The following is a 24,332-nucleotide window of genomic DNA, read 5'->3' on the forward strand; positions in this document are numbered from 1 at the left end:
GCACCGTTGACCTTCCTTCTCAGGAGATTCTTGCAATGACCGCTTTCATCGAGGCAGCTTCGCCCCACGTTATGCCCACTTACGGCCGCGTACCCATCGCGCTGGAGCGCGGCCAGGGCTGCCGCGTTTGGGACGTGAACGGCAAGGAATACCTGGACGCGCTGGGTGGCATCGCCGTCAACACCCTGGGGCACAACCACCCCAAGCTGGTGCCCGCGCTGCAGGATCAGCTCGCCAAGCTGATCCACACCTCCAACTACTACCATGTGCCCGGCCAGGAGACCCTGGCCAAGCTGCTGACCGAGCGCTCGGGCATGACCAATGTGTTCTTCTGCAACACCGGCCTGGAAGCCAACGAGGCGGCCATCAAGATCGCCCGCAAGTACGGCGTGGACAAGGGCATCGCCAAGCCAGAGATCGTGGTCTACGACCATGCTTTCCATGGCCGCTCCATCGCCACCATGAGCGCCACGGCCAACCCCAAGGTACGTAACGGCTTTGGCGATCTGCTCGCAGGCTTCACGCGCGTGCCCCCCAATGACTACGAAGCCCTGATCGACGCGACCGAAGGCAACCCCAACATCGTCGCCATCATGATGGAGCCCATTCAGGGCGAAGGCGGTCTGCACCCCATGCGCGCCGACTACCTCAAGAAGGTGCGCGAGCTGTGCGATGCCAAGGGCTGGCTGCTGATGATGGACGAGGTGCAGGCCGGCATGGGCCGCACCGGCAAGTGGTTTGCCCACCAGTGGGCCGGCATCACCCCCGATGTGATGACCCTGGCCAAGGGCCTGGGCTCGGGCGTGCCCGTGGGGGCCGTGGTGGCGCACAAGGCCGCCGCCGAAGTGCTCAAGGCCGGCAACCATGGCTCCACTTTTGGTGGCAACCCGCTGTCCATGCGCGCCGGCGTGGAAACCATCCGCATCATGGAAGAAGATGGCCTGCTGGCTCATACCACGGAAGTGGGCGAATATCTGAAGGCTAAACTGCAAGCTGAACTGGGCAGCCTCGAAGGCTTTGTCGAAGTGCGCGGCCAAGGCCTGATGATCGGCGTGGAGCTGACCAAGCCCTGTGGCGAGCTGATTGGCCAGGCCGCAGAAGCCGGCCTGCTGCTGAGCGTGACCGCCGACACGGTAATTCGCCTCGTGCCGCCGCTGATCCTGAGCAAAGCCGAAGCCGATGAAATCGTCGCCAGGCTTAAGCCCCTGGTTCAAGCCATCCTGGCCGCCTGATCCTCAAGGAATACTGCATGAAGCATTACCTGCAATTTAGCGACTTCACCGCCGACGAATACGACTACCTGCTGGAACGCGCAGCCCTGATCAAGAAGAAATTCAAGGGCTACGAAAAGCACCACACGCTGACCGACCGCACCATGGCCATGATCTTCGAGAAGGCCAGCACGCGCACGCGCGTGAGCTTCGAAGCCGGCATGTACCAGCTCGGCGGCTCCGTGGTCCATCTGACCACGGGCGACAGCCAGCTGGGCCGCTCCGAGCCCATCGAGGACAGCGCACGCGTCATCAGCCGCATGACCGATCTGGTCATGATCCGCACCTTCGGTCAGGACAAGATAGCGCGCTTTGCCGAGTACTCGCGCGTGCCCGTCATCAACGGCCTGACCAACGAGTTCCACCCCTGCCAGATCCTGGCCGACATCTTCACCTTCATCGAGCACCGCGGCTCGATCAAGGGCAAGGTGGTGGCCTGGGTGGGCGACGGCAACAACATGGCCAACACCTGGCTGCAGGCCGCCGATCTGCTGGGCTTCACGGTCCATGTCAGCACGCCCGGCGGCTACGAAGTGGACGAACAGCTGGCCTTCAACGGCAAGCCCGTCAACCCCGGCTGCTACAAGGTGTTCAAGGATCCTCTCGAAGCCTGCAAGGGTGCTGACCTGGTCACCACCGATGTCTGGACCAGCATGGGCTACGAGGCCGAGAACGAAGCGCGCAAGAAGGCTTTTGCCGACTGGTGCGTGGATGCCGAGATGATGGCCTCGGCCAAGGCCGATGCCCTGTTCATGCACTGCCTGCCTGCCCACCGCGGCGAGGAAGTGGAGGCCGAAGTCATCGACGGACCGCAATCCGTGGTCTGGGACGAGGCCGAAAATCGCATGCATGTGCAAAAGGCGCTCATGGAGTACCTGCTGCTGGGCCGCCAGCCAGGCTGATTCGGCACGTCCGGGCTCATCTGCATACCTTCACCTCCATGCACCTGAGCCACATCACATCCCCACACCGCCAGCGGGCCCTGCGCCAGCTGGCGGTGTTTCTGTTTCCGCTGCGCCCCACCCAGGGCGATGTGCGCTACGGCCAGCGCGGCGGCCTGCTGGCGCTGCGCCAGCCCCATATGGCACGCCACACGCGCGTGCCACCTGTCTTCGGCCCGCGCAAATCCTTTGCCGCGCGCGTGCGGGCGCTTTATGTGCGCATCCACACCTTCTATCTGAAGTTTCTTCAAGGCCATACCTAGTGGCCCGGCACCGGAAGCCGCAGGCAGCCCTGCGCGCCGGCTTCTTCCCTCGACCTCCAACAGCCGTCCTTGCCCGAGGAGGACGGCGTGACCCCGATGCCTGAATCCTTGAAGAAACACGATGTCCGAATCCGTCCACCCCTGCCTGAACTGTGGCGCCTGCTGCCAGAACTACCGCGTGGAGTTTTCCATTTACGAGCTGCAGTCCATGGGCGGCACCGTCCCCGATGAGCTGGCCCATGAAGTGCCTGGCAAGGGCAACCGCGCGCGCATGAACGGCACGGAACGTCACCCGGTGCGCTGCGTGGCGCTGCGCGAGCTGCCCGAGGTCGGCGCAGGCTGCATAGGCTGCGGCATCTACGAACAGCGCTCGCGCCCCTGCCGCGACTTTCCGTTTGCCTCCTACGGCTGCCACGACACGCGCGAGAAGTTCGGCCTGTCGGCACTCAGCGACGAGGAAGTCCAGCCCTGGCTGGAAGCCGCCTGAGCTTTCGACAAACCAACAGGCGCTATCAAATAAAAAGCTGCCTGCGCTTGCCACTTAAGCATTTCAGATACAAAAGCATCTGAAATTCAGAGATGACAAGCGCAGGCAGCTATATTTTTATGTAAGGTCGGTATCCGCCTCAAGCCTTGCGCGTATCCGAGCAGCTATCGCCGCCACAGGCACTGCAACCGCCGCAGCTACCGCTCTTGGCTACCGGAGCCAGCGAAGGATGAGCCCGCGTCAGCCTGCGGCGCAGACCGGCCGGCATGAAACGCCAGGCCAGCGATACGGCGGCCACCAGGACGATGGCGCCCACTATCAGTTCCTGCCACATAGACAATCCTTTCTCAACCCCAGCCCAGGGCCACGGCGACGCGATAGGTCACGAAGCTGGCCAGATAAGCCAGACCAAACAGATAACCGGCCATCAGCAGCGGATAACGCCAGCCATTGGTTTCGCGCTTGACCATGGCCAGTGTGGAGATGCACTGGGGCGCAAACACAAACCAGACCAGCAGCGACAGCGCAGTCGCGATCGACCAGCTGCTGGCGATCAGCGGGCTCAGCTGCTGTGCCATGGCGTCATCGCCCACGGCCGACAGTGCATACACCGTGCCGAGCGCACCCACCGCCACCTCGCGCGCGGCCATGCCGGGCACCAGCGCAATGGCGATCTGCCAGTTGAAGCCGATGGGCGCCAGCACCACTTCCAGCGCACGGCCGATCTGGCCCGCGAAGCTGTAGCGAATCGCACCTTCGGTAACTCCCTCGGGGGCGCCGGGGTAGCTGGAGAGGAACCACAGCACGATGCTGACGGTCAGAATGATGCCGCCGACGCGGCGCAGGAAGATCATGGCCCGCTCGTACAGGCCCAGCACCAGACTGCGCAGGCTGGGGATGCGGTAGGAAGGCAGCTCCATCAGCAGCGGCGTGCGGGTCTTGACCTTGGCGGCCAGCTTGCCCACCCAGGCCACGGCCATGGCACTGACGATGCCGCCCACATAGAGGGCAAACAGCACCAGGCCCTGCAGATTGAAGAAGCCGGCCACGGTCTGCTCGGGAATGAAGGCACCGATCAGCAGCGTGTACACGGGCAGCCGTGCCGAGCAGGTCATCAGCGGCGCGATCATGATGGTCAGCAGACGGTCGCGCCAGCTGGAGATCGAACGCGTGGCCATGATGCCGGGCACGGCGCAGGCAAAGCTGGACAGCAGCGGAATGAAGGAGCGTCCGGACAGGCCCACGCTGCCCATGATGCGGTCCAGCAAAAAGGCGGCGCGCGGCAGATAGCCCGAGTCTTCCAGCACCAGGATGAAGAAGAACAGAATCAGGATCTGCGGCAGAAAGACCACCACCGAGCCGGTGCCGGCGATCACGCCGTCGACCAGCAGACTGCGCAGCACACCATCGGGCATCACGCCATGTACCCATTGGCCGAAGGCGCTGACCAGGCCTTCAATGCCGTCCATCAGGGGCTCGGCCCAGCTGAACACGGCCTGGAACATCAGGAACAGCGTCACCACCAGCAGCAGCGTGCCCCACAGCGGGTGCAGCACCACGGAGTCGATGCGATCGTCACGCTGCGTGGGAGCTGCGGGCTCCTGCACGGTCTGGCGCATGATCTCGGCCACCTGCTGGTGCAGGGCCAGTAGCTGGGCGCGCGAGTTGCTGCCCGTCACGGGCTTGAACTGGCCTTCGAGCGTCGGAGCCTTGAGCTGCCTGGCCTGATCGCTGTCCAGCCAGGCCAGCAAATCCTTGGCGCCGGACAGATGCACGCCCACGCTCTCCACCACGGGCACGCCCAGAAGCTCGCTGAGCTTGGCCTTGTCGATGACCAGGCCCTGGCGACGCGCCATATCGCTCATATTGAGCACCACCACCATGGGCAGGCCCAGGGCGCGTGCTTCCAGTACCAGACGCAGGTTCAGGCGCAGATGGGTGGCATCGGTCACGCAGACCAGCAGCTCGGGCGGCGCTTCGCGCGGGTGCTGACCCTTGACGATGTCGCGCGTGATGCGCTCGTCCTCGCTATGCGCATCCAGGCTGTAGGTGCCGGGCAGGTCCAGCACGCGCACGCGGCGCTTGCCGGGCGTGCTCAGCCAGCCTTCCTTGCGCTCCACGGTCACGCCTGCGTAGTTCGCCACCTTCTGGCGGGCGCCGGTCAGCAGATTGAACAGCGCCGTCTTGCCGCAATTCGGGTTGCCCAGCAGCGCTGCGCGCAGGGGTGCCTGCTCCGCAGCCTGAGGGCTCATCATGGTGATCTGGGATTCGCGCGCGTTCATGCTGCGGCCTCCAGCTGCACCAGCACCTGGGCCGCCTCGTGGCGGCGTAGGGCAAACGTCGCCTGACCTATGCGCACGGCCAGCGGGTCGGGGCCGGGAAAGCCGGTGGCGACGACGCGCACGGACTCGCCAGGCAGAAAACCGATTTCCATGAGTCTGAGCAACAGGCTTTCATCCTCGCCTTCGGAGGAAGCCAGATCCACCACCCGGGCTGGCTGATTCACCACCAGCTGATCCAGGCCCATGACGGGCCCGGTTGCGGCGGCCGTGGCTGCAGCGCTGGAAGATGGCACGCCGGATTCAGACGCTTGAACAGAAAAAGCATTCATGGACGAAGTAACTGACACTGCCTCAGACCTCGCCGAGGGGGACTGCAAAGAACTCATAGCGCATTATTAATTGATTTTGATTCTCATTTTCCATTTACTGTAGGCGATTGGTGCACAACGGTGGCGAATTGACACCAGCAGCATGGATTATTGGGCGGGTATTGCGCAACGCGGTTGACAAATCGGCAGCCCGGCACAACCCAAGGATTTGCACAGCTGCGAAAATCACCGCCCCACCGGAAAAATTCCGCCTCCCCCCATGACTCATCCCTGCCTTAGCTGCGGCGCCTGCTGCGCATCCTTTCGTGTCGACTTCTCCGTGCACGAGTCCCAGGAGCATGGCGGCAGCGTCCCCGCCGGGCTGGTCGAGGAGGTCACCGACTACACCTGCCGCATGCGCGGCACGGACTGGGCGAGGCCGCGCTGCGCCGCCCTGGTGGGCAAGGTGGGAGAGAAGGCCTATTGCGGTATCTATGAATGGCGCCCCTCGCCTTGCCGCGAGTTCGCCGCGGGCTCGGATGCCTGCAACCGCGTGCGTCAGCGCCACCAGCTGCCTGTGCTGGAAAGCGGTCTGATCTAAGACGAAGAGTCCTGGCCAGATCCGTCCATCAGGCGTCCTGCTCGATCAGCACCACGCCGATATTGTCCTTGCCGCCTGCGGCATTGGCCGCTTCGATCAAGGCCTCCTGCAATCGCGCCAGCGGCAGGTTTTCATCGAACAGGGATTCAAGGCTGGCGTCGCTGAGCATATCCGTCAGGCCATCCGAGCACAGCAAAATGCGATCCCCCTGCTGCAGCAGCCAGTGACTGAGCTCCGGCTCCACCTGGGGCATCACACCCAGGGCCCTGGTCACCAGATGGCCGTAGCGCGAGGTCCTGGCATCGGCCTCGCTGATCAGGCCGGCATCGATGTCCTGCTGCACCAAAGAATGATCCCGCGTCAGGCGCTGCAGCCGGCCGGCACGCCAGGCATAGGCCCTGGAGTCGCCCAGATGGGCGATCAGCACCTCGCTCGCCAGCACCAGGGCGGCCACTACCGTGGTGCCCATGCCGCTGCAACCGGGTGTGGACTGCGCGGCCGCATAGATGGCCGTATTGGCCATGTGCAGGGCATCCATCAGCTCGCACTGCGCAGCCAGCATGGATTCATCGGCAGCCGGGCCGTGCTGCACGCTGGTCGTGATCAGCTCCACGGCCATCACGCTGGCCACCTCGCCCGCGTTATAGCCGCCCATGCCGTCGGCCAGCACGGCAACCGGCCAGGGCCTGGCCTGCGGCTCCAGCCCCACCGAGTCTTCGTTATTGCTGCGCTGGCGCCCCATATCGGCACGCCCCACCATGCGTACGGCCGGCCAGACTCGGGATGGGCTAGAAGCTGCTGCGGATGACATGAAGATGGAGACGGGGGAAGCTGGAGGGCGGATTCGCGAAAAGCATTCAAGCGTAACGCAAGTCCCCTTCCCGTGTCGGTCGAAAAGAGCCGTTTTGCACTTGTTAACCAAGCCAAGGCGCAATTTTGTTCAATACCCGGGTGGACCCAAGGCTCAGACTGGCGGCCTCTTGTTTCGGGTTTGCCCATGCTTTCTTCTGTTCTGGCCATGGCCGGATTTGCACTGGCCGGCGCCATCACGCCGGGCCCGGTGAACGTGCTGGCCCTGCGCCATGGCAACGGCCGCGCTGTGGCCGCCTTCTGCTACGTGCTTGGCGCCAGCGTCAGCTATGCCGTCATCGTCTGGCTGATGGGCCAGAGCGGGCAATGGCTGCTCAAGCAGCCAGAGCTGCTGCGCTGGGCGCCGCGCGTCTGTGCCGCCTACCTGCTCTGGCTTGCCTGGCAGCTGGCCAAGGCCCCCGAGGACCATGGACAGGGGGCCAGGGAGAGCGCCCCCGCATCGCTGCCGGTCGGCCCGGGCGGAGCATTTGTACAGGGCATTGCGATTCAAAGCCTCAACCCCAAGGCCTGGCTGGTGGCGCTTTCGGGCATCGGCATGTTCGTGGCTCCGCTGGCTGCGCAGCAGGTCTCGCTACCAACCGCATTGCTGCTGTTTTGCGCCGTCTCCTTGCTGGCCTGCCTGCTCGGCGTCGGCTGCTGGGCCGCGCTGGGCCACGCACTGACCCGGTGGCTGAGCACCCCATTGCGCCAGCAGCGACTGAACCAGACCCTGGCCATGGTGCTGGTGGCAAGCGTGGTCAGCATGCTGGCATGATGACGCTGTCATGCCAGCCCCCAGCCACCGCTTCCACCGCCACCCGGCCCTGCCCTGGGCCGAGCTGCGCGTCAGCCGCCAGTCCTGCTACAGCTACCGGCTGCATGCACATGCGCAGTACTCCATAGGCATTGTGGATGAAGGCGAGACCCTGTTTCTTCACGATGATGGCCCCGAAACTCTGAGCGCGGGCAGCGTGGTGCTGATCGAGCCCGGCCACTGGCATGCCTGCAACCCCGAGACATTGCAGCCCTGGTCCTACCGCATGCTGTTCGTGCAGGCCGACTGGGTGCATGAGCGGCTCGGTGTCGGCGCCCTGCGCTTTGCCCGGCGCGCGCTGCACGATCCTGCCATATCGCGCTGGGCTGACAGTCTCTGCCAGCCGCTTGCCGGCAGCGCCACGGACTCGGACCTGCAGCAGCACGGGCAATCGCTGGTGGATTTCCTGCAGCTGCTGGGCCGCGCCGCCGACTCCGCTGCCCCAGAGCCCCGGCCCGCCGATGCCGTGCTGCCCGCGCTCCAGCACATGCACCGCAGCCCCGAAGACGAGACCAGCGTCCAGGCCCTGGCCCTGCGCTGCGGCATGAGCCCGAGCCGTTTCATCCGCCGCTTCAGGGCCGTCACCGGCGTCACGCCCGGGGCCTACCGCCTCAACCTGCGGCTCAATGGCGTGCGCCATCTGCTGGCCCAGGGCGAGCCCCTGGCCTCGGTCGCGCAACAGATGGGCTTTGCCGACCAGGCCCATATGCAGCGCGCCTTCAAGGCCCATCATGCGCTGACGCCCGGCAACTACGCCGGGATGCCGCGCTGAGCCGGCTGGGCCTGCGCCAAGGACATTCGCCGCCACGCCGCTGCAGCCGGTCATTCGCGGGATACTTGCCGCTTCGATTTTTCGCATGCGCAAGTCAGCAATGGCCAACTTTGACAGTATTCAGCAACGCGAGACAGGCTTGCAGCAGCACCTGAACTCCGCCCAGATGACCATGATCGCCATCGGTGGCGCCATCGGTACCGGCCTCTTCATGGGCAGCGCCTTTGCCATCGGCTTTGCCGGCCCCAGCGTGCTCATCAGCTACGCCATCGGCGCCTTCATCGGCCTGCTGCTCATGGGATGCCTGGCCGAGATGACCGTGGCCCACCCCACCTCGGGCTCCTTCGGCGCCTATGCCGAGCACTACATCAGTCCGCTGGCCGGCTTTGTGGTGCGCTATGCCTACTGGGGGGCCGTGGTGCTGGCCGTGGGCATGGAGGTCACGGCCGTCGGCAAGTACATGGCCTACTGGTTCCCGGCCGTGGACCCATGGATCTGGGTGGCGCTGTTCTCGATCCTGCTGGCCGCCGTCAACGCCACCAGCGTCAAGGCCTTCGGCCAGGTCGAATACTGGTTCTCCATGGTCAAGGTGATTGCCATCGTGGCCTTTATCCTGATCGGTGCCTATGTGGTCTTCGGCACCCGGCCTGAGGGCGTGGGTTTCGACAACTACTTTGTCGACGGCGGCTTCTTCCCCAACGGCTGGTGGGGCACCTGGGTGGGCGTGATCGTGGCCATCTTCAGCTATCTGAGCCTGGAGTCCATTGCCATTGCTGCCGGCGAAGCCCAGAACCCCAAGCAGGCCGTGACCCGCGCATTCCGCACCACGGTGCTGCGCCTGGTGCTGTTCTATCTGCTGTCGCTGGCACTGATGCTGGCCATCGTGCCCTGGAGCCATGCGGGCACGGACAAGAGCCCGTTCGTCAAGGTGATGGAGATTTTGCAGATTCCCGGCGCCGCCGCGGCCCTCAACTTCGTGGTGCTGCTGGCCTCGCTGTCGGCCATGAACAGCCAGCTCTACGTCACCTCGCGCATGATGTTCAGCCTCTCGCGCGGCGGCTATGCCCCCAAGGGACTGAGCAAGCTCAGCAAAAGCGGCGTACCGCTGGGCGCGATTGCCGTCTCCTGCCTGGGCATGGCCGTGGCCATGGTGCTCAACGTGCTCAAGCCCGAGCAGTCGCTGGAGCTGATGATGTCGATCGCCATGTTCGGTGCCATGTTTGCCTGGTTCATGGTGTTCGTGACCCATCTTTTCTTCCGCCCGCGCTGGCAGCGCGAGCATCCTGGCCAGAAGCTGGAGTTCCGCATGTGGGGCTTTCCCGTGCTGACGCTGATCGGGGCGCTGCTGATGGCGGGCGTAATCGTCACCACGCTGTTTACCAAGGAGTTCCACACCACCGTGCTGGTGGGCGTGCCGTTTCTGATCGTGCTGGTGCTGGTCTATGCTCTTTGGTATAGAAAGAAGAAGGTCACCCCCTGAGCGGCTTTGCCTTGGCGGCCCCACCGCTTCCCCCCTCTCTCTGCGCGCTGTGCGCTACGGGAGGGGGACGACACCATCGCTGCGGGGCGGCCCTTGCTCGGTGTCTTTGACATAGGCTGCGCTACCTGTCGCGCTCCCGCTGAAATACACATATTGCTAGTTGCACCATGACACGCCAGATCTGGGATATTTCTCCTGCCATCCATCCTGCCGCACCGGTGTTTCCGGGCGACACGCCCTATAGCCAGGAATGGGTGGCCAGCATTGGCCCGGGCTGCCCGGTCAATGTCAGCGCCATTCATCTCTCGCCCCATGTGGGCGCGCATGCCGATGCGCCGCTGCACTACGATGCGCAGGGCGCGGCCATCGGTGCCGTCGATCTGGATGCCTTTCTGGGCCCCTGCCGCGTGATCCACGCCATAGGCTGCGGGCCGCTGATCGAATGGCGCCACATCGCGCACGCCATCGATGCCAGCCTGCCCGCGCGGGTGCTGGTGCGCACCTACGAGAAAGCGCCCACCGGCTGGGATGCCGACCTCGCCGCCTATGCCCCCGAGACCGTGCAAAAGCTGGCCGACCTGGGCGTCAAGCTGATCGGCATAGACACTGCCAGCATCGACCCCGCCAGCAGCAAGAGCCTGGACAGCCATATGGTGATCCGCCAGCGCGGCCTGCGCGTGCTCGAAAACCTGGTGCTCGACGAGGTGAGCGAGGGTGACTATGAGCTGATCGCACTGCCGCTCAAGCTCACCGAAGCCGATGCCTCGCCGGTGCGTGCCGTGTTGCGCAGCCTGCTCTGAAGCGCTGGGCGCAAAGAAACCGATGTCCGCGCTGCGAGGCGGCTGGGCCGCCCCGGTCTCGGACACAATAAGCGGTTCCCGGTCCCGCCAGATTTGAATCAAAACCCGCTTCAGCGCAGACACAATCAGCGTCAGAAGCTATCAAAATGAGAGAAGGAAGACAATGACCACTTTGCAGGACTGCCAGGCTCTGGACGCCCAGGACCCGCTGCGCGCGCTGCGCGAACGCTTTGCCCTGCCCCAGGGCGTGATCTACCTGGACGGCAATTCCCTGGGCGCCCAGCCCAAGGCCGCCGCCGCGCGCGCGGCCGAAGTGGTGACGCAGGAATGGGGCCAGGACCTCATCACCTCCTGGAACAAGGCCGGCTGGATCACGCTGCCCGAGCGCCTGGGCAACCAGTTCGCACCCTGGCTGGGCGTGGGCCAGGGCGAGCTGGTGTTCACCGACACCACCTCCATCAATCTCTACAAGGTGCTGAGCGCTGCCGCGCGCATCGCCCGCGAAGATGCGCCCGGCCGCAAGAAGCTGATCAGCGAGCGCAGCAACTTCCCGACCGACCTCTATATTGCCCAGTCCGTCTGCCAGGAATACGGCCTGGAGCTGGTACTGCTCGAGCCCGAGGAAATCGCCGGCGCGCTGCAGACCGACGTGGCGATCTCCATGCTCACCCATGTCAACTACCGCACGGGTGCCATGCACGATATGGCAGCCGTCACGGCCGCCGCCCATGCCAAAGGCATTCTCTGCGTCTGGGATCTGTGCCATAGCGCAGGTGCCGTGCCCGTGGACCTCAAGGGCGCCGATGCCGACTTCGCCGTGGGCTGCAGCTACAAATACCTTAACGGCGGCCCCGGTGCACCGGCCTTTGTCTGGGCGCATCCGCGCCTGATCAACCGCTTCTGGCAGCCGCTGTCGGGCTGGTTCGGCCATGCCGAGCCCTTCAAGTTCGTTCCCGACTACCACCCCGCCAAGGGCATCCAACGCTATCTCTGCGGCACCCAGCCCATGATCAGCATGAGCGTGCTGCAATGCGGCGTCGACATCTACACCGAGGCAGAGGCTTTCGGCGGCATGGCCGCGCTGCGCAAGAAATCGCTGGCGCTGACCGATCTGTTCATCCAGCTCGTGGAAGAGCGCTGCCAGGGCCACGGCCTGGGTCTGGCGACACCGCGCGAGCATGCGGCACGCGGCTCCCAGGTCTGCCTGACCCGGGAAGAAGGCCTGGGCCTTGACGGCCAGAACAGCGGTGCCTACGCCATTGTCCAGGCGCTGATCGCACGTGGGGTGATCGGCGACTTCCGCAAGGGCGACGGCGGCACGGGCAGGCACAAGGACATTCTGCGCTTCGGCTTCACGCCGCTGTATGTGGGCTTTGCCGATGTCTGGAATGCCGTCGAGCACCTGCGCCAGGTGCTGGAATCGGGCGAATGGCAACGACCCGAGTTCAATACCGTGCACGCCGTGACCTGAGGCAGGCTGCGGGGGCGGGCCGGGCGAGCTCCGATCAGGCCCGTGCCCAGCTCCAATTGAGTACGCCCATCAGCGCCACGGCGGCCAGGGCCAGCATCAGCACGCTTTGCTGCACCCAGCGCCGCTGGTCAGCACCCTGCGCCAGCAGTTGCACGGCCATCTCCACCTTGCCGGGCGAAGCCATGAGCAGCAGCGAGGCACTGACGTTGTGCACCGCCATGAATGGCAGCAGCGGCGTGCCCAGCGCACGGGCGATCTCGGCCTGCGTGGCCGCGAACATGGCATTGGCCCCGGTGTTGGATCCGGTCACGAAGCCACCCAGCGCTCCCACAAACGGTGCGGCCAGCAGATACAGCGGCCCGCTGCCGGCCAGCGCCTGCGCCAGTTGCGCGGCCATGCCCGAAACCGCCATCAGCACGCCCAGCACAATGAACAGCGCCGTGACCGGTGCCACCTGCAGCCAGGAGCGCCAGACCTTTGCCAGCGATGGGCGCGCCGGCCGACCTCGCGTGAAAAAAACCGCAGCCACCAGCAGCCACAGTCCCGGCGAAGCCAGCCCATGCCAGGCAGCGGGCAGATTCAGGGTGCGCAGCAGCGCTGCCGCCGCCAGCACGCCGCCCAGCAGCAGCGCATAGGCCGCCAGCGCTCGCCGTCCCGGTGCGCTCAGGGACGGCTTGTCCGCGTCCGCTTGCGACACGCGCAGGCGCAGCAGATGCCAGCCCACCACCAGCAACGCCCCGAGTGCCCCTGCGGGTGCCGTGCCGGCAAGGGTATTCATCAGAGCCACGGCCGCCGTCAGCAACAGACCCGACAGCAGGCCCTGCAGCAGAGCCGGCCAGCGACGACCCGGCACACTCGCCAGAGCCGCCGCCGCCATGCCGGTGATGACAAACGGAATCACGCTGACCAGGGCCGAAGCCTGACCCAGCTCCTTGAACGGCAGACCCGCCATGGTGGCCGCCACCAGCGTCCCCGGCCCCATGGAGCCCCAGGGCACGGCGCAAAGGCCCAGCAGACCGATGAGCACCACCTTGCGCGGCGGCAAGCCGAAGTGCGCGAGTAGCGGTATACCGATGGTCACGCCCACGCCAAAGCCGGTGACCGACTCGGCAAACGGCGTGATGCCATGCACCACCAGCAGCACGGCGCCCGTGCCGCTGCCGGCCCTGGCCAGCAGCCAGTCGGCCAGGGCCTTCTGCGCTCCCGACGCGCGCAGCACCTCGGACAGCAGCAGCCCGCCCCCCACGATCAGCAGCACTTCCAGCAGCACCGGCGCCCAGTGCATGCCCGCGGCCAGCCATGTTGAAGCGGGCTGCGCGAAGGCTGCGGCAATCACCAGCAGCGCCACCGCCACGCCCAGCGCTGCGGCATGCAGCGAGCGCCAGCCCGCCAGCAACACGGCGATGACGGTGGCCACGGGCAAGGCGCTGATAAACATGTACATTGCATTCATCCTCGAAAAATAATTTCGTATACGCAAAATTATTTTCTCATAGGAAAATTTTCAACACAAGAACAGACGCCATGAAAAGGAGCCGGACTTGAACTCCACCACCGCATCGCAGGCATCGGAGCAGGATGCGCTTTTCGGCGCAGCCGTCCGCGCGCGCCGCGCCCAGCTGGGCATCACACTGGATCAGCTGGCCCAGGCCAGCGGCGTCTCACCGGGCGCGCTGTCGCGCGTGGAACGCGGCCTGCTGGCCACCAGCCTGCGCAATGCCATGGCGATTGCACAAGGTCTGGGCTGCGAGCTTGGCGAGCTGGTGCAAAGCGCACCCAGCGCGCAGATCACGCGCGCCGGCGAGAATCTGCGCTTTGTCGACGAGGCCAGCGGCGTGGAGCGCCTGGCCCTGGCCAGCCCCAGCGCGGGTGTGAACCTCGTGCATTACCGCTTTCCGCCGCATGCGGTCTCCAGCCATTTCGCGGCCCATCGCGCAGGCACGCGCGAGGTCTTTCATGTGCTGGAAGGCAGCATCGAAGTCTTCACCGCCCAGGAGCAGGTGCTGCTGCACGCGGGCGACACGGCCACGCTGGTGGTGGACAGCGAGCACCGGCTGGCCAACGCCTCGGGCCAACCCGCACGCCTGTTGCTGCTGGTGCTGTCGCCGCTCTGAAGCGCTGCCGCCCGTCGCCGGTCGCCTCTCAATAGGCGCTGTCGGCCAGCGAGGCCCACAGGTGCGCAGCCACCAGCGCGCGCCAGGGCTTGAACTGTTCCAGCCAGTCGCTGGCGGCGCGCGCATCGGGCTTGTCCCTGCCGGTAAGCAGACCGATGGCCCGGCGCACCGCCACATCGCCGTGCAGACTACCGTCGGGCCAGCCAAAGCCGCGCAGCAAGGTGTAGTTCACCGTCCACGGCCCGATGCCCTTGACCGCCAGCAATTGCGCCGAGGCGGCGGCCACATCCTGCTCCTGCCACTGGCCAGCGGCGCTGCGGGCGGCCCAGTCGTCCAGCGGCAGCTGCCCCTCGGCAACGGCCTGGGCCACGGCCAGCAGGGTCTGGGCCTTGGCCTGGGAAAAGCCCGCGCCGCGCAGCGCGTCCAGCTCCAAGGCTGCCACGCGCTGTGCATCGGGATAGGCATGCAGCGCCGGCATGTCCCCGTCTTGCGCCAGCGGCTCGCCCGCCAGCGCGATCAGCTTGCGCCGCAGCGAAACGGCCACGGCCACCGTGATCTGCTGGCCGGTGATGGCCCAGGTCAGCGCCTCGAAGGGCGTGGGCGAGCCGGGCACATGCAGGCCGGCCTGGCGCGACAGCAGCGCGCCCAGCTCGGGGTGGTCGCCATGCGCCTGCTCCAGCTGGCCGGGCGCGTAGATCAGCCCCAGCATGCGTTTCACCATGGCCTGCAGCGCGGCCCGGTCTGCCTCGGCCGGCTCTGCCTGCGGCGCATGCAAGCTGGCCTGTACCTGTCCGGTCTGCCATTGCAGCTGCAGCAAGGCGGGGCTGTGCTTCCACATGATGGCCTTGCGCAGGCTGCGCGCGCCGGCATCGACCCGCTCGGCCAGTTGCTGCTCGTCGCGATCATGGAAATGCACGAATTCGTCAAAGCGGTAACGCGCGGGCAGGGCAATGGAGACTTCAAGCAGCATGCGGTTTTCTATCACAGCGGGCTGCACCGGAGCGCGCCTGTGCTTCATTCATTAAATTCATAGCTGCTATCGCTCATCAATCAACGATTTCAGATAAATATCCATCTGAAAACGTTGAATAGCATGCGATAGCAGCTCTCTTTAAGAGAGCTTGAGCTGGGCCTGCTGGGCCTCGCGCAGCAGCAGCGCACGCTTGCGCTCCACGCCCCAGCGATAGCCCGAGATGCTGCCGTCGTTGCGCAGCACACGATGACAGGGCACGGCCACGGCAATCGGATTGGCCGCCACCGCGCTGGCCACGGCCCGCGTGGCGCTTGGCTGGCCCAGATGCCGGGCCAGCTCGCTGTAGCTGACGGTCTGCCCGGCGGGAATGCTTTGCAGCGCCTGCCAGACGCGCTGCTGAAACGCCGTGCCCTGAATATCCAGCGGCAGGGCCAGCCCCAGCCGGGGCTGCTCCATCAACGCCACCACCTGGGCTACGGTCTGTTCATACCGGGCATCGGCCCCGATCAGCTGCGCCGCCGCAAAACGCCGCTGCAGATCGTCGACCAGCGCATGCGGGTCATCGCCCAGCAGCACGCAGCACACGCCCTTGTCGGTGCTGGCCACCAGCAGGCTGCCCAGCGAGCATTCGGCCAGGGCAAAGCGGATACGCTGGTCCTGGCCGCGCCTGCGATAGGACTGCGGCGCCATGCCCAGCATGGCCGGCGCATCCTTGTAGAAGCTGCTGCTGGCTTCGTAGCCGCTCAGATAGGCCGCGTCGGTGACCGACTCGCTGGCCTCCTGCGCCAGCGCGGCACGCACATGCCTGCCGCGATGGGCCTTGGCATAGGCCTTGGGCGTGAGCCCGGTGGCACGCTTGAAGTTTCTGTGCAGCTGCCAGGGGCTGAACCCCAGCCGCTGGGCCAGCTCATCCAGCGAGGGCATGGGCTCTTCGCTCTCCAGCCAACGGCAGCACAGGACCATGCGCTCATCGATTGGCGGGTTGGCGGCGGCTGTAGAGGGCAGAGGACTGGACATGGCTTAAATCTCGGCTGAGTGCGTTTTCCGTCACGGGTCTGTGACTGGCCTGACTTTACGCAAAGCTTTGGCAGCTTGCATCCACGTTCTTGCAGGCTTTGCGGGCCCGGATTCGGTTACGCTGCGCGCACCGATCCAACAAACATGATTTCACCATGACGAACGAATCCTCCGGCTGCCCTCTGCATGGCGGCGCAGCCATCGTCCGCGACGAGAAAGCCCAGCTCGACTTCAGCCGCGACATGAGCTATGGCGACTATCTGCATCTGGACCAGATTCTCACGGCCCAGCACCCGCTGTCGCCGGCCCATGACGAGATGCTGTTCATCGTGCAGCACCAGACCAGCGAGCTGTGGATGAAGCTGATGCTGCACGAGGTGCGCGCGGCCACCGCCGCCATTGCCAATGCCTCGGGCGCGACCAAGCCCGATGCCTTCAAGATGCTGGCGCGCGTCTCGCGCATCATGGAGCAGCTGGTCAGCGCCTGGACCGTGCTGTCCACCATGACGCCGCCCGAATACTCGGCCATGCGCCCCTATCTGGCCAACTCCAGCGGCTTCCAGAGCTACCAGTACCGCTGCATCGAGTTCGCGCTGGGCAACAAGAACGCGGCCATGCTCCAGCCCCACGCGCATCGCTCGGACCTGCTGGCCCAGGTACAGGCTGCCTACGAATCGCCATCGCTGTACGACGTGGCCCTGCAACTGCTGGCGCGAGAAGGTATCGCCGTGCCTGCCGACCGCCTGCAGCGCGACTGGACCCAGCCCTATGAAGCCAGCGAGGGCGTCAAGCAGGCCTGGATCACCGTCTACCGCGATCCGCACAAGCACTGGGATCTGTACCAGCTGGGCGAAAAGCTGGCCGATATCGAAGACGCCTTCCGTCTCTGGCGCTTCCGCCACCTGACCACGGTGGAGCGCGTCATCGGCTTCAAGCGCGGCACGGGCGGCACCGGCGGCGTGAGCTACCTCAAGAAGATGCTGGACGTGGTACTGTTTCCCGAGATCTGGAGCCTGCGCACCGAGCTGTAAGCGGGTCCGGCCATCGCCACTCAGGCTGCCCGTGCTGCTCTTTCGTGACAGCGCGGGCAGCCTGAATTATTTAGGCTCCGTGCAAAACCTAACATCACAACTAACTGCCCATGCCTTCCGATCACAGCGCCGCCGAGGCTGCGCCGAACTCCAGCCCGAAGCCCAACTCCTCCGCCTGGGCCATGCTGGTCTGCCTGCTCACGGGCTTTGCACTGAGCCAGGCCTTTCGCACGGTCACCTCCATCATCGCCGACGGTCTGCGCACGGACTTTGGCCTCTCCGCGCAGTCCCTGGGCTCGTTTGCCGGGCTGTTTGCGCTGTCCTTCGGCGTGGCCCAGCTGCTCATGGGCATAGGCATGGATATCTACGGCCTGCGCCGTACCGTGCTGCTGGCCTTTCCGCTATCGATTGCGGGCGCCGCGCTGTCCGCACTGGCACCCAGCTATTCCTGGCTGATGCTGGGCCAGTTGCTGATCGGCGTGGGCTGCTCGCCCGCCTTTCTGGCCAGCACCATGTTCATCGCACGCCATTTTCCGGCCGATAAATTTGCCTACCTCTCGGGCATAGGCCTGGGTCTGGGCGGACTGGGCCTGCTGTTCACCGGCACGCCCATGGCCTGGCTGGTGCAGCATCTGGGCTGGCGTGCCGGCTTTGCTCTGTTGGCGGTGCTGAGTGTGCTGTCCTGGCTGCTGATCTTCTTCAAGGTGCACGAGCCCGAGCTACCCGGCGACGCCCTGCCCAAGCCCGGTTTCATGCAGGCACTGCAGGGTTTCGGCAGCCTGCTGCTGCTGCCTCATACCTGGGGCATCGTGCTGCTGGGCATGGTCAGCTATGCCTCGTTTCTCACCGTGCGCGGCCTCTGGCTCAGCCCCATGCTGATGGACCGCTACCAGTTCTCCTTGGTCACCACCGGCAACGTGGCTCTGGCCTGCTCCGTCATTTCGCTGTTCGTGCCCTCCATGTTCGGCCGACTCGATCCGGGACCTGCCAGACGCCGCCAGCGCATCGCACGCTTTGCGCTGCTCATGGCTGGCATTTTTGTGGCCCTGGCCCTGGTCCATCAGTCCGTGGGCAGCGTGGTTCTGCTGCTGGTCATGAGTGTGCTGTCGGGCTACGGCACGCTGATCTATGCCGATGTGCGCTCCTCCTATCCGCCGGCCACGACGGGACGCGCCCTGTCCATCTTCACCATGGCCATGTTTCTCGGAGCGGCACTCATGCAGTGGCTGTCGGGCCTGGTTGCGGGAGTTGCAGAGCGCCAGAATGCCGACATCTACCAGGCCGTGATGCTGATGATTGCCGCCATGCTTGGTGGTGGCGTGCTGGCCTACCGGGTCATCAAGCCCTCGCCAATGCTGCTCAAGGCCGATCACTAGAGCACTGCCACTGCTGGCGCAGCGCTGGAAGCTGCGCCCGCGCTAGAGCGCGTTCTCGTAGAGCCAGGGCACATCCATGATGCGCCCTCCCAGAGCGCGCAGCGACAGATCGCGTCCCCAGCGCAGCGGCCCCGTCGCATGGAAGATGCGTCCATTGCGCAGCGAGCGCTCCTGCACCCTGGCATTGCGCTGCCAGCGATTGAGCGCATAGCGCCGCAGCCGCAGGCTGACATCCAGATCATGCATGGACAGAGCGCTTTGCAGCTCGGCCGCATCCTCGATGGCCATGCCGGCGCCCTGGGCCAGATAGGGACGCATGGGATGGGCGGCGTCGCCGAGCAAGGCCACCAGACCCTGCGCCATCTGTGCCTGTGACGACAGCGGCTGACGGTCGGCCACCGGCCACAAGCGCCATTCGCCGCCCCCGCCGGGGACATGCTGCACCAGATCCTGCAGATAGCCGCATGTTCCCTGAAGATGCTGCAGCAGGTCGGGCAGATTGGCGGAATGGTCCCAGTGGTCGAGATCCTCAGGCGCCGGACCCTGGACGATGATCACCAGATTCTGCAGCTCGCCCCGGCGCACGGGGTACCGAATCGCGTGCAGCTGCGGCCCCAGCCATGCCGTGACCTCGCTGGTGCGCAAGCGCTTGGGCAGATTGGCCTGGTGCACCATGGCACGATAGGCCAGATGTCCTGTCACTCGCGGAGGTCCGTCGCCCAGCATCTGGGCCCGCATGGCACTGCGCACGCCGTCGGCTCCGATCAGGGCATCGCCCTCGATGAGCTTGCCGGAGCTGGTGCGGATGGTGACCACGCCGTCCTGCTCGCTGTAGCTGCTGACGGCCTGGTTGAGGTTGAGGTGAACCTCGGCCAGACCCTGCAGGGTCTCCAGCAGGATCCCGTGCAGGTCGGCGCGATGAATGGTGAGATAGCTGGCCCCGTAGCGCTGCACCATATCCACGCCCAGCGGCAAACGGCCCAACTCCTGTCCTGTCACGGCACTGCAGGCACGCAAGGCCTGGGGGGACGCCACGACCTGCTGTAAGGATCTCTGCAGCCCCCAGGCCTGAAGACGGCGCACCACATTGGGCCCGAGCTGAATGCCGGCACCGACTTCCGAGAACTGCGCGGCACGCTCGAACAAACGTACCCCCCAGTCGGCACGTACCGCACCTATGGCTGCGGCCAGACCACCGATACCGCCACCTGCAATCAACACCTGCTTGTTCATGGACTCTTATTGTGCCGCCTAGTCAGCTGCATCGACGAGAACTCCGATTTGCGCTGCCGCAAACTTTGCCCCATGAAAAAAGCCCGCCAAGGCGGGCTCTTTCAACGTGCGCAAGCAGATCAAATAGCGAACTTTTCACGGTCCTGGTCTGCAATCCACTTTGGTGGCTTGCCGCGGCCGGTCCAGGTCTGACCCGTTGCAGGATCACGATACTTGGGGGCCACCTTGGCGCCAGCATTGGCGGAAGAGCGCGCGCGAGCGGGAGGGAAAACATCTTCAGCAGTCAAGCCGTACTCAGCAATCAGGCCGCGAACCTTGCTCACGGCTTCGGCCAGTTCACGCGAACGGGCTTCGTTGATTTGCTGCTCCAGCTCTTCTCTCTGCTTCAGGAGTTCCTTGTAAGTGCTCATGATTTGCGCTTCTCGGTTGATTAAAGTGGATTCATTATAAATGCGGTAATTTCAAATTCATCTTTTTCCGAGTAAGCAAAAACCACAATTCACAATATTTTATAAAATGCAACCATGTGTTAATAAATAGCTATTCTCTCTGGGTAAGCGCCAATATCCTGTCAATGCGCTTGCCATCCATATCAACGACTACCAATATCCAGCCGCTAGACCAGACCTTCTCGGCCAGAACGGGCAAATGACCGCTTTCGGCGAGGCATAAACCGGCCAGCGCGTTATAGATGGCTTTGTCTTCATCGGGCAATACCCGAATCGCCAGCCTGGCCCTCAATTCGGCGACAGGCATCAGATCAGCCAGGCCCGTCCTCTCTTCGGGTTGCCCAGGCCTTGGCGTCCTCTACGGAGCGAAGCTCTGCGGTAATCGCCTCCAGCAAATCAGGTGGCGTCATGATGCCCTGAACCACGCCATATTCATCGACAACAAACACCACGCATCCTGTTTGAGCGCGCAGCTGATCGAGCAGCTTCATCCCGGTCAGGGTTTCAGGCAAGAATGCAGAAGCCAGCGCATGCTCTCTCAACAGGTCGCTTGATCTCTCGCCCAGCGCCAGCATCCTGGGCATGCTGAGATGCCCAGCACCTCATCCAGCGAACCGCGGCATACCGGAACCAGGCCTGCCCACCCATCGCCCTGCCTTCGGTGCAGGCCAGCAAGCCTCGGATATCGTCATTCCGCCTCCCAGTCAATGCACATCGACGTGATGGACTATTAAAGATGTGAGAGATCTATCGTCTAAATGCAAAACATCGCGCACCATCTGGTGCTCATGCGTCTCAATCAAACCCGCTTGGTGCCCTCTTCCAAACTGGCCCCGATTTCCTGCTCGATCACTGTCGTGCTGCAGATTCATTAATACTGAGCAGGGTCAAGATGACAGGCGTAGAAAATGCCAACAAACGCACAAAGGGCTTTGCAACATGGGCAACCCGGGCCATAAGTCGCTGCGCCAATACCGAAACCGGCTTGGGATGGAGCTGCCCTATACGCGTTGGAACCAGTTCGCCTAAGATAATCGTTATAAATGTAATAGCAGTTACGACGATAGACGTTGCCGAAATGGCGGAAACCCTTTCCGATATTCCCGGCGATACCAGCCAAACTGCCAGCCCTTCGCTGAAGGCAGCCTCGCCCAAATGCCGTTGCGCAGCCCGATGAAAGTAATCCCCACTTGCACGGACGACAGAAATTGCGTGAGGTTATCGAGCAGTTCCAGCGCATCCTGCGCGCCCTTGCCCCGCCTGCGCCAAAGCCAGCAATCTGGCCTTGCGACTGGAGGCCAATGCCGATTCCGACATTGCAAACACCCCGTTGAGCAGCGCCAGCAATGTAATCAGCAGAAAATCCATGACTCGTCCACCAGAAAGAAGACCATGGCACTTTACTGTATCGGGGACATTCAGGGCTGCGATGACGCTTTCGAGCGCTTATTGCAGACCGTTGATTTCTCCGTAAGTCGGGACACACTTTATGTGCTCGGCGACCTTGTCAATCGCGGCCCCAAATCCACCGAAGTATTACGCCGCTGCATGCAGGCCGGCGATGCCATGCGCCCGCTGCTCGGCAATCACGACCTCCATCTGCTGGCCGCAGCCCAGGGCCTGCGCCGCCAAAGCAAGCGCGACACATTGGCCCAGGTTCTGAGCGCACCCGACTGCGATGCCCTGCTGCACTGGCTGCGCCAGCAGCCCCTGGCTCGCCTGCATGTCAATGCCTCGGGCGAGCAACTGCTCATGGTGCATGCCGGCGTGCTGCCCGCATGGAGCGTGCAGGACGTCACAGCCTTGAGTGCCGAGGTCGAGACCGTGCTGCAATCCGCCGGGCACGCGCGCTTTTTGCAGAACATGTACGGCAACCAGCCCGATCGCTGGTCCGCCGAGCTGCAAGGCGACGACCGACTGCGCTGCGTCGTCAACGCCTTTACCCGTCTGCGCTTTTGCAGTGCCGACGGCGTCATGGACTTCGAGAGCGCGGAATCCGCCGATCAGGCGCCTGAAGGACTGATGCCCTGGTTCGATGTGCCGGGGCGGCTCACTGCCAGTACGCCCATGGCTTTCGGCCACTGGTCCACGCTGGGCCATGTCAACCGGCCCGATCTGATGGCCATGGATACCGGCTGTGTCTGGGGCGGCTGCCTCAGCATGATGAGAATCGGCGAGCGCATGGACGAGCGAGAGCTGATACAGCTGCAGTGTCCGCAGGCCCAGGTCCCCGGCGCCAAGGGATAGAGCAAAGAAAAACGCCTGCATATGGCAGGCGTTTTTCTGGGGCGATCACTGTGCGCTCAGGAAGCCACGACAGGCGCTCTGAACAAGGCCGCGACCTTGCGCTTGGGCTTGATGCTCGCGCTCTTGACCGGGGCGACATGCTTGCTGTCCCAGGATGCGGTCTCGGCCACGCTGCTGGCCTCATAGGGCTTGTCGAAGAAGGGATCCACGTTGACAGGGCGCTGGGCCATGCGCGATGGACGATGCGCATAGCCGCCACGGGGCGCTGCATCGAACTCGCGTTCGCGACGCGGACGATATTCCTCATCGCTGCGGCTGCGACGTGCCGGACGGAAGTCCTGCATGGGCGCGGGTTCGACATCGATCTTCTTCTTGGTGAGCTTTTCGATGTCAGCCACATTGCGGCTGTCATGGTCGGTCACCAGGGTCACGGCCAGACCCGATGCGCCGGCGCGACCGGTACGGCCGATGCGGTGCACATAGTCTTCGGCGTTGAAAGGCACGTCGTAGTTGAACACGGCGGGCACGTCCTTGATGTCCAGACCGCGCGCGGCCACATCGGTACAGACCAGCAGATCCACCTCACCAGCCTTGAAGGCTTCCAGCGCCTTCAGGCGTTCGTCCTGGCTCTTGTCCCCATGCAGTGCGGCGGCGCGCAGGCCGTCGCGCTCCAAAGCACGCGTCAGGCGCGCACAGCCCAGCTTGCTGTTGGAGAAGATGAAGGCCTGGCGAATGTCGCGCTCCTTGAGCACGGAACGAATCGCATAGCGCTTGTCGTCATCCGTGACCTTGTAGAAGCGCTGCTCCACCGTGGATGCCGTCTCGTTGGGACGAGCCACCTCGATGGTCACGGGGTCCTGCAGATAGCTGCCGGCCAGACGCTTGATCTCGGGCGAGAACGTGGCCGAGAACAGCAGCGTGGTGCGGCTCTTGGGCAGATAGGAGAGGATGCGCTGCAGATCGGGCAGAAAGCCGATATCCAGCATGCGGTCGGCCTCGTCCAGCACCACGTATTCCACCTGGTTGAGCACCACATTCTTGGCTTCGATGTGATCCAGCAGACGGCCGGGCGTGGCCACCAGCACCTCGACGCCTTTTTTCAGCTCGATGGTCTGAGGCTTCATGTCCATGCCGCCAAACACCACGGTGCTGCGCAGCTTGGTGTGCTTGGCGTACAGAGCGATCTGTTGCGCCACCTGATCGGCCAGCTCACGCGTGGGCAGCAGCACCAGGGCGCGCACCGGATGGCGGGCAGGCGAAGCGGAAGCGTTTTCATGGCGCATCAGGCGCTGCAGCAGGGGCAGGGAGAAAGCCGCTGTCTTGCCTGTGCCGGTCTGGGCTGCGCCCATGACGTCCTTGCCGGTCAATACCACCGGAATGGCCTGCGCCTGAATCGGAGTCATGGACTCATAGCCCATGTCGGCCACTGCGCGTGCCAGGGGCTCAGCCAAGTGAAGATTGGAGAAAGAGCTTGTCATTGAGGGCGTTATTGTCGCACCGAGTGGGTTTTTCGCGTTGGCTTTGTGATTTTCTGCAGACGGAAAGCCTTCGCC

General features: G+C 64.3%; 28 protein-coding genes. 14 read left to right on the forward strand and 14 right to left on the reverse strand.

Features of this window, described 5'->3' with window-relative positions; translation table 11 throughout:
• Positions 1-35: 35 nt before the first annotated feature.
• The 4 genes from ACLBXN_RS19925 to ACLBXN_RS19940 all read left to right on the forward strand — a co-directional run bounded on the left by ACLBXN_RS19925 (position 36) and on the right by ACLBXN_RS19940 (position 2,962).
• On the forward strand, positions 36-1,232 hold the full coding sequence (locus ACLBXN_RS19925) for an acetylornithine/succinylornithine family transaminase (protein WP_447613297.1): 1,197 nt from the start codon (positions 36-38) through the stop codon (positions 1,230-1,232).
• 17 nt (positions 1,233-1,249) lie between these two features.
• Positions 1,250-2,173, forward strand: a complete 924-nt coding sequence (gene argF / locus ACLBXN_RS19930) for an ornithine carbamoyltransferase (RefSeq protein WP_043374444.1) — start codon at positions 1,250-1,252, stop codon at positions 2,171-2,173.
• 38 nt (positions 2,174-2,211) lie between these two features.
• The gene (locus tag ACLBXN_RS19935; RefSeq protein WP_447613298.1) at positions 2,212-2,475 is read left to right on the forward strand and encodes a hypothetical protein; all 264 of its coding nucleotides are present in this window, start codon (positions 2,212-2,214) and stop codon (positions 2,473-2,475) included.
• Between the two features lie 121 nt (positions 2,476-2,596).
• Positions 2,597-2,962 carry a YkgJ family cysteine cluster protein gene (locus ACLBXN_RS19940; RefSeq protein WP_034353569.1) on the forward strand — a complete coding sequence of 122 codons (366 nt, stop codon included), beginning with the start codon at positions 2,597-2,599 and terminating at the stop codon, positions 2,960-2,962.
• Positions 2,963-3,101: 139 nt separating this feature from the next.
• On the opposite strand, the gene ACLBXN_RS19945 is transcribed toward ACLBXN_RS19940, so the two are convergent.
• The 3 genes from ACLBXN_RS19945 to ACLBXN_RS19955 are packed head-to-tail and all read right to left on the reverse strand — an operon-like array spanning position 3,102 to position 5,573.
• Entirely contained in the window at positions 3,102-3,296 is a 195-nt protein-coding gene (locus tag ACLBXN_RS19945; RefSeq protein ID WP_447613299.1) for a hypothetical protein, read from the reverse strand.
• A 13-nt stretch (positions 3,297-3,309) separates the two neighbouring features.
• The gene (gene feoB, locus ACLBXN_RS19950) at positions 3,310-5,244 is read right to left on the reverse strand and encodes a ferrous iron transport protein B (RefSeq protein WP_211459497.1); all 1,935 of its coding nucleotides are present in this window, start codon (positions 5,242-5,244) and stop codon (positions 3,310-3,312) included.
• Positions 5,241-5,573, reverse strand: a complete 333-nt coding sequence (locus ACLBXN_RS19955) for a FeoA family protein (RefSeq protein ID WP_019042650.1) — start codon at positions 5,571-5,573, stop codon at positions 5,241-5,243. The genes feoB and ACLBXN_RS19955 overlap by 4 nt, the downstream gene beginning before the upstream one ends.
• A 259-nt stretch (positions 5,574-5,832) precedes the next feature.
• Here ACLBXN_RS19955 and ACLBXN_RS19960 point away from each other — a divergent pair, with 259 nt between their 5' ends.
• Positions 5,833-6,153, forward strand: coding sequence for a YkgJ family cysteine cluster protein (locus ACLBXN_RS19960; RefSeq protein WP_003052565.1), 321 nt, complete (start codon positions 5,833-5,835; stop codon positions 6,151-6,153).
• Positions 6,154-6,181: 28 nt separating this feature from the next.
• Here the strand turns inward: ACLBXN_RS19960 and ACLBXN_RS19965 are convergent, their stop codons facing one another.
• Positions 6,182-6,913: a Stp1/IreP family PP2C-type Ser/Thr phosphatase gene (locus tag ACLBXN_RS19965; protein ID WP_447613385.1), complete on the reverse strand. Its 732-nt coding sequence runs from the start codon at positions 6,911-6,913 to the stop codon at positions 6,182-6,184.
• A gap of 237 nt (positions 6,914-7,150) precedes the next feature.
• Between ACLBXN_RS19965 and ACLBXN_RS19970 the strand changes: the two genes are divergently transcribed.
• The 5 genes from ACLBXN_RS19970 to kynU all read left to right on the forward strand — a co-directional run bounded on the left by ACLBXN_RS19970 (position 7,151) and on the right by kynU (position 12,339).
• Entirely contained in the window at positions 7,151-7,777 is a 627-nt protein-coding gene (locus ACLBXN_RS19970; protein ID WP_447613300.1) for a LysE family translocator, read from the forward strand.
• 10 nt (positions 7,778-7,787) lie between these two features.
• Positions 7,788-8,588, forward strand: a complete 801-nt coding sequence (locus ACLBXN_RS19975) for a helix-turn-helix domain-containing protein (RefSeq protein WP_447613301.1) — start codon at positions 7,788-7,790, stop codon at positions 8,586-8,588.
• A gap of 100 nt (positions 8,589-8,688) precedes the next feature.
• Positions 8,689-10,068, forward strand: a complete 1,380-nt coding sequence (locus tag ACLBXN_RS19980) for an amino acid permease (protein ID WP_447613386.1) — start codon at positions 8,689-8,691, stop codon at positions 10,066-10,068.
• 167 nt (positions 10,069-10,235) lie between these two features.
• Positions 10,236-10,868 carry an arylformamidase gene (kynB, locus tag ACLBXN_RS19985; protein WP_447613302.1) on the forward strand — a complete coding sequence of 211 codons (633 nt, stop codon included), beginning with the start codon at positions 10,236-10,238 and terminating at the stop codon, positions 10,866-10,868.
• A 163-nt stretch (positions 10,869-11,031) separates the two neighbouring features.
• Positions 11,032-12,339, forward strand: a complete 1,308-nt coding sequence (kynU, locus tag ACLBXN_RS19990; RefSeq protein WP_447613303.1) for a kynureninase — start codon at positions 11,032-11,034, stop codon at positions 12,337-12,339.
• A gap of 34 nt (positions 12,340-12,373) precedes the next feature.
• On the opposite strand, the gene ACLBXN_RS19995 is transcribed toward kynU, so the two are convergent.
• Positions 12,374-13,783, reverse strand: coding sequence for an SLC13 family permease (locus ACLBXN_RS19995; protein ID WP_407713970.1), 1,410 nt, complete (start codon positions 13,781-13,783; stop codon positions 12,374-12,376).
• 97 nt (positions 13,784-13,880) lie between these two features.
• Between ACLBXN_RS19995 and ACLBXN_RS20000 the strand changes: the two genes are divergently transcribed.
• A complete protein-coding gene (locus tag ACLBXN_RS20000) occupies positions 13,881-14,453 on the forward strand; it encodes a helix-turn-helix domain-containing protein (protein ID WP_043006940.1) in 573 nt (190 codons plus the stop codon).
• A gap of 28 nt (positions 14,454-14,481) precedes the next feature.
• Here the strand turns inward: ACLBXN_RS20000 and ACLBXN_RS20005 are convergent, their stop codons facing one another.
• Together ACLBXN_RS20005 and ACLBXN_RS20010 are read right to left on the reverse strand one after the other, a co-directional pair.
• Positions 14,482-15,471, reverse strand: coding sequence for a DNA-3-methyladenine glycosylase 2 (locus tag ACLBXN_RS20005; protein WP_447613304.1), 990 nt, complete (start codon positions 15,469-15,471; stop codon positions 14,482-14,484).
• A gap of 93 nt (positions 15,472-15,564) precedes the next feature.
• Positions 15,565-16,443 (reverse strand): methylated-DNA--[protein]-cysteine S-methyltransferase, encoded by an 879-nt coding sequence (locus ACLBXN_RS20010; RefSeq protein ID WP_447613305.1) that lies wholly within the window; start codon positions 16,441-16,443, stop codon positions 15,565-15,567.
• A gap of 155 nt (positions 16,444-16,598) precedes the next feature.
• Here ACLBXN_RS20010 and kynA point away from each other — a divergent pair, with 155 nt between their 5' ends.
• Both kynA and ACLBXN_RS20020 read left to right on the forward strand, forming a co-directional pair.
• Positions 16,599-17,474, forward strand: a complete 876-nt coding sequence (gene kynA, locus ACLBXN_RS20015) for a tryptophan 2,3-dioxygenase (RefSeq protein WP_043006945.1) — start codon at positions 16,599-16,601, stop codon at positions 17,472-17,474.
• 110 nt (positions 17,475-17,584) lie between these two features.
• Positions 17,585-18,850, forward strand: a complete 1,266-nt coding sequence (locus ACLBXN_RS20020) for an MFS transporter (protein WP_447613306.1) — start codon at positions 17,585-17,587, stop codon at positions 18,848-18,850.
• 42 nt (positions 18,851-18,892) lie between these two features.
• Here ACLBXN_RS20020 and ACLBXN_RS20025 read toward each other — a convergent pair whose 3' ends face one another.
• The 6 genes from ACLBXN_RS20025 to ACLBXN_RS20050 form a co-directional block, all read right to left on the reverse strand.
• Complete coding sequence (locus ACLBXN_RS20025) at positions 18,893-20,083, reverse strand: FAD-dependent monooxygenase (RefSeq protein ID WP_447613307.1); 1,191 nt, start codon at positions 20,081-20,083, stop codon at positions 18,893-18,895.
• Positions 20,084-20,202: 119 nt separating this feature from the next.
• A complete protein-coding gene (locus tag ACLBXN_RS20030) occupies positions 20,203-20,493 on the reverse strand; it encodes an H-NS histone family protein (protein ID WP_003052529.1) in 291 nt (96 codons plus the stop codon).
• A gap of 130 nt (positions 20,494-20,623) precedes the next feature.
• A complete protein-coding gene (locus tag ACLBXN_RS20035) occupies positions 20,624-20,839 on the reverse strand; it encodes a transporter associated domain-containing protein (RefSeq protein ID WP_447613308.1) in 216 nt (71 codons plus the stop codon).
• A 4-nt stretch (positions 20,840-20,843) separates the two neighbouring features.
• Entirely contained in the window at positions 20,844-21,116 is a 273-nt protein-coding gene (locus ACLBXN_RS20040) for a hypothetical protein (protein ID WP_447613309.1), read from the reverse strand.
• Between the two features lie 265 nt (positions 21,117-21,381).
• The gene (locus ACLBXN_RS20045; protein WP_447613310.1) at positions 21,382-21,687 is read right to left on the reverse strand and encodes a CNNM domain-containing protein; all 306 of its coding nucleotides are present in this window, start codon (positions 21,685-21,687) and stop codon (positions 21,382-21,384) included.
• A gap of 63 nt (positions 21,688-21,750) precedes the next feature.
• Positions 21,751-21,900 (reverse strand): hypothetical protein, encoded by a 150-nt coding sequence (locus ACLBXN_RS20050; protein WP_447613311.1) that lies wholly within the window; start codon positions 21,898-21,900, stop codon positions 21,751-21,753.
• Positions 21,901-21,924: 24 nt separating this feature from the next.
• Here ACLBXN_RS20050 and ACLBXN_RS20055 point away from each other — a divergent pair, with 24 nt between their 5' ends.
• On the forward strand, positions 21,925-22,779 hold the full coding sequence (locus ACLBXN_RS20055; protein ID WP_447613312.1) for a symmetrical bis(5'-nucleosyl)-tetraphosphatase: 855 nt from the start codon (positions 21,925-21,927) through the stop codon (positions 22,777-22,779).
• 56 nt (positions 22,780-22,835) lie between these two features.
• On the opposite strand, the gene ACLBXN_RS20060 is transcribed toward ACLBXN_RS20055, so the two are convergent.
• Positions 22,836-24,257: a DEAD/DEAH box helicase gene (locus ACLBXN_RS20060; RefSeq protein ID WP_043006953.1), complete on the reverse strand. Its 1,422-nt coding sequence runs from the start codon at positions 24,255-24,257 to the stop codon at positions 22,836-22,838.
• Positions 24,258-24,332 lie beyond the last annotated feature (75 nt).

Source organism: Comamonas sp. C24C, from assembly GCF_053345995.1.

What these genes read in the sequence shown, in the direction of transcription:
- ACLBXN_RS19925 (WP_447613297.1), top strand. Translation starts at nt 36, where the DNA reads ATGACCGCTTTCATCGAGGCAGCTTCGCCCCACGTTATGCCCACTTAC.
- argF (WP_043374444.1), top strand. Translation starts at nt 1,250, where the DNA reads ATGAAGCATTACCTGCAATTTAGCGACTTCACCGCCGACGAATACGAC.
- ACLBXN_RS19935 (WP_447613298.1), top strand. Translation starts at nt 2,212, where the DNA reads ATGCACCTGAGCCACATCACATCCCCACACCGCCAGCGGGCCCTGCGC.
- ACLBXN_RS19940 (WP_034353569.1), top strand. Translation starts at nt 2,597, where the DNA reads ATGTCCGAATCCGTCCACCCCTGCCTGAACTGTGGCGCCTGCTGCCAG.
- ACLBXN_RS19945 (WP_447613299.1), bottom strand. Translation starts at nt 3,296, where the DNA reads ATGTGGCAGGAACTGATAGTGGGCGCCATCGTCCTGGTGGCCGCCGTA.
- feoB (WP_211459497.1), bottom strand. Translation starts at nt 5,244, where the DNA reads ATGAACGCGCGCGAATCCCAGATCACCATGATGAGCCCTCAGGCTGCG.
- ACLBXN_RS19955 (WP_019042650.1), bottom strand. Translation starts at nt 5,573, where the DNA reads ATGAATGCTTTTTCTGTTCAAGCGTCTGAATCCGGCGTGCCATCTTCC.
- ACLBXN_RS19960 (WP_003052565.1), top strand. Translation starts at nt 5,833, where the DNA reads ATGACTCATCCCTGCCTTAGCTGCGGCGCCTGCTGCGCATCCTTTCGT.
- ACLBXN_RS19965 (WP_447613385.1), bottom strand. Translation starts at nt 6,913, where the DNA reads ATGGTGGGGCGTGCCGATATGGGGCGCCAGCGCAGCAATAACGAAGAC.
- ACLBXN_RS19970 (WP_447613300.1), top strand. Translation starts at nt 7,151, where the DNA reads ATGCTTTCTTCTGTTCTGGCCATGGCCGGATTTGCACTGGCCGGCGCC.
- ACLBXN_RS19975 (WP_447613301.1), top strand. Translation starts at nt 7,788, where the DNA reads ATGCCAGCCCCCAGCCACCGCTTCCACCGCCACCCGGCCCTGCCCTGG.
- ACLBXN_RS19980 (WP_447613386.1), top strand. Translation starts at nt 8,689, where the DNA reads ATGGCCAACTTTGACAGTATTCAGCAACGCGAGACAGGCTTGCAGCAG.
- kynB (WP_447613302.1), top strand. Translation starts at nt 10,236, where the DNA reads ATGACACGCCAGATCTGGGATATTTCTCCTGCCATCCATCCTGCCGCA.
- kynU (WP_447613303.1), top strand. Translation starts at nt 11,032, where the DNA reads ATGACCACTTTGCAGGACTGCCAGGCTCTGGACGCCCAGGACCCGCTG.
- ACLBXN_RS19995 (WP_407713970.1), bottom strand. Translation starts at nt 13,783, where the DNA reads ATGTACATGTTTATCAGCGCCTTGCCCGTGGCCACCGTCATCGCCGTG.
- ACLBXN_RS20005 (WP_447613304.1), bottom strand. Translation starts at nt 15,471, where the DNA reads ATGAAGCACAGGCGCGCTCCGGTGCAGCCCGCTGTGATAGAAAACCGC.
- ACLBXN_RS20010 (WP_447613305.1), bottom strand. Translation starts at nt 16,443, where the DNA reads ATGTCCAGTCCTCTGCCCTCTACAGCCGCCGCCAACCCGCCAATCGAT.
- kynA (WP_043006945.1), top strand. Translation starts at nt 16,599, where the DNA reads ATGACGAACGAATCCTCCGGCTGCCCTCTGCATGGCGGCGCAGCCATC.
- ACLBXN_RS20020 (WP_447613306.1), top strand. Translation starts at nt 17,585, where the DNA reads ATGCCTTCCGATCACAGCGCCGCCGAGGCTGCGCCGAACTCCAGCCCG.
- ACLBXN_RS20025 (WP_447613307.1), bottom strand. Translation starts at nt 20,083, where the DNA reads ATGAACAAGCAGGTGTTGATTGCAGGTGGCGGTATCGGTGGTCTGGCC.
- ACLBXN_RS20030 (WP_003052529.1), bottom strand. Translation starts at nt 20,493, where the DNA reads ATGAGCACTTACAAGGAACTCCTGAAGCAGAGAGAAGAGCTGGAGCAG.
- ACLBXN_RS20035 (WP_447613308.1), bottom strand. Translation starts at nt 20,839, where the DNA reads ATGCCTGTCGCCGAATTGAGGGCCAGGCTGGCGATTCGGGTATTGCCC.
- ACLBXN_RS20040 (WP_447613309.1), bottom strand. Translation starts at nt 21,116, where the DNA reads ATGCCCAGGATGCTGGCGCTGGGCGAGAGATCAAGCGACCTGTTGAGA.
- ACLBXN_RS20050 (WP_447613311.1), bottom strand. Translation starts at nt 21,900, where the DNA reads ATGGATTTTCTGCTGATTACATTGCTGGCGCTGCTCAACGGGGTGTTT.
- ACLBXN_RS20055 (WP_447613312.1), top strand. Translation starts at nt 21,925, where the DNA reads ATGGCACTTTACTGTATCGGGGACATTCAGGGCTGCGATGACGCTTTC.
- ACLBXN_RS20060 (WP_043006953.1), bottom strand. Translation starts at nt 24,257, where the DNA reads ATGACAAGCTCTTTCTCCAATCTTCACTTGGCTGAGCCCCTGGCACGC.